Annotated in this window: 1 pseudogene; it reads right to left on the bottom strand. The window is 77.3% G+C overall.

From position 1 onward, the window contains the following. A pseudogene (locus STRIP9103_RS47250) lies at window positions 1-600 on the bottom strand (DNA polymerase III subunit gamma and tau); the annotation flags it as partial.

Raw genomic sequence — 600 nt, 5'->3', positions numbered from 1 at the left:
TAGCCGCCCGCGCCTCCGCCGCCATAGCCACCGGCGGCCGGAGCCGGAGACCCGTAACCGCCGGGGGCGCCCTGCGCAGGGGACGACCCGCCGCCCGACGTGTCGACGATCGCCTCGATCTTCCAGTTGACGTTGAACTGCTCGGTCAGCGCCGCCCGCAGTACGTCCTCGCTGCCACTGCTGGCGAAGTTGTCCCGGGCGCCCGCGTTGACGAAGCCGAGTTGCAGGGTCGTGCCGTCGAATCCGGCCACATGGGCGTTCTGGCTGAGCAGGATCCAGGTGAACCGGCGACGGTTCTTCACCGCCTCCAGGACGTTCGGCCACAGCACGCGCGGGTCGAGTCCACCGGGGGCGGGGGTGTGGGTGGCGGGAGCCGACGGAGGGCCGGGCTGGGTGGCGTGCGCGGCCGGGGCCGCGGGCGCGGAGGCGCCTGGGACGCCGGGCGCCGGTCCACCGCGGGCGGGCGCGGAGCCACCGCCCGCGGGTGCGGCCGTAGGCCAACCGCCGGGGCGGCGCCCACTGCCCACGGGGGCCGCGGTGGGCCAGGAGCCGGGGGCGGCGGCAGGCGCGGGTGCCCCGGGTGCGGAGGCGGGTGTGTCG

It is taken from the genome of Streptomyces ipomoeae 91-03, assembly GCF_000317595.1.
Taxonomy (GTDB): Bacteria; Actinomycetota; Actinomycetes; order Streptomycetales; family Streptomycetaceae; genus Streptomyces; species Streptomyces ipomoeae.
The sequence above is the reverse complement of the archived record's forward strand: the minus strand, read 5'-3'. Positions and strand labels throughout refer to the sequence as shown.